The organism is Azospirillum sp. B506, from assembly GCF_000333595.1.
Lineage (GTDB): Bacteria > Pseudomonadota > Alphaproteobacteria > Azospirillales > Azospirillaceae > Azospirillum.
The window spans coordinates 1-1058 of sequence record NZ_BADK01000637.1; the positions used below are offsets into that span (position 1 = coordinate 1).

The 1058-nt window shown below is 73.6% G+C and carries 1 protein-coding gene; it reads right to left on the reverse strand.

The annotated features are described in order from the left end of the window. Positions 1-1058, reverse strand: a 1058-nt coding sequence (locus tag I71_RS18940; RefSeq protein ID WP_042696491.1) for a PAS domain-containing protein, incomplete at both ends; no start/stop codon positions are given.

Below are 1058 nucleotides of genomic sequence, written 5' to 3' on the forward strand. Positions count from 1 at the left end.
GACGCTGGACACCACCGCCTCCACCCCGCCGGCCGGATCGGCGACCGGGTGGCTCGACACCCGCAACCAGCGGGTGGGGGCGGTCGCCTCGTCCCCCTCGACCACGCCGATGATGCGTTCGGCCACCGGCTTGCCGCTGCGTGCCGCCTCCGCCGCAGGGGGAAGCCCGTGCAGCCGGCTTCCGTTGGCGTCGATGAAGCGGCGCCCGGCGGTGGTCGCAACCATGGTGGCCGGGGCTGTCGCCGGCGACAGCCGTCCGTCCGCTCTGCCGCTTGCCTTGCCTTCTCCCCTGCCCTCTCCCCTGCTGTCCGCGTCGAAGGCCGGTGCGGTGGGATCCAGCAGCACACGGGCCGGCCCCTCCAGCAGCCGCTCCGCCATGGCATTCGCCAGCAGGCTGCGGCCGTCGGCGGCGGTCATCGCCAGCGCGTCGTGCAGCGATTGGACCAGCACCCGGTGCCGGCGCTCGCTGAGGTTCAGCGCCGCTTCCGCCGTCCGCCGCGCGGTGACGTCGCGGAAGGCGAGGACGGCGCCCTGGATGCGTTCCCCCATCGGGGCGAGGCGCCTGTCGGACGACAGCATGGGGGAGATGGTGACCTCGACCAGCAGCGTCCCGCCATCCTCCCGGCGCAGCTTTTCGCAGGCAACGCTGCGCGGCCGGCCGTCGGTCAGCGACAGCGACAGCGCGCGGGCCGCGGACGCCGACGGGCCAACGGCGAGGGCCGGAGTGACGTCCGGCAAGCCTTCGGTCTCCGCCGCCGGGCCGGCCAGCAGATCGGACGGTGGGCGGCCGATCAGGTCGAGATCGAGATGACCGGTCATCGCCGTCGCCGCGGCGTTGACGAAGCGGATGCGGCCGTCGGCGTCCACCCCCAGGATGCCGTCGCCGACCGACTGGAGGATGTGGTGATAGTCCGTCCGCGCCCGTTCGGCGTCGTCGCGGGCCTGCTGCACTTCGCGCAGCCAGGCATTGCGTTCGGTCAGGTCGGTGATGGTCAGCAGCAGGTCGCCGCGGTCGCTGTCGTCCAGCGTCACCCGGCGCGCATCGGTCAGCCCGTCGA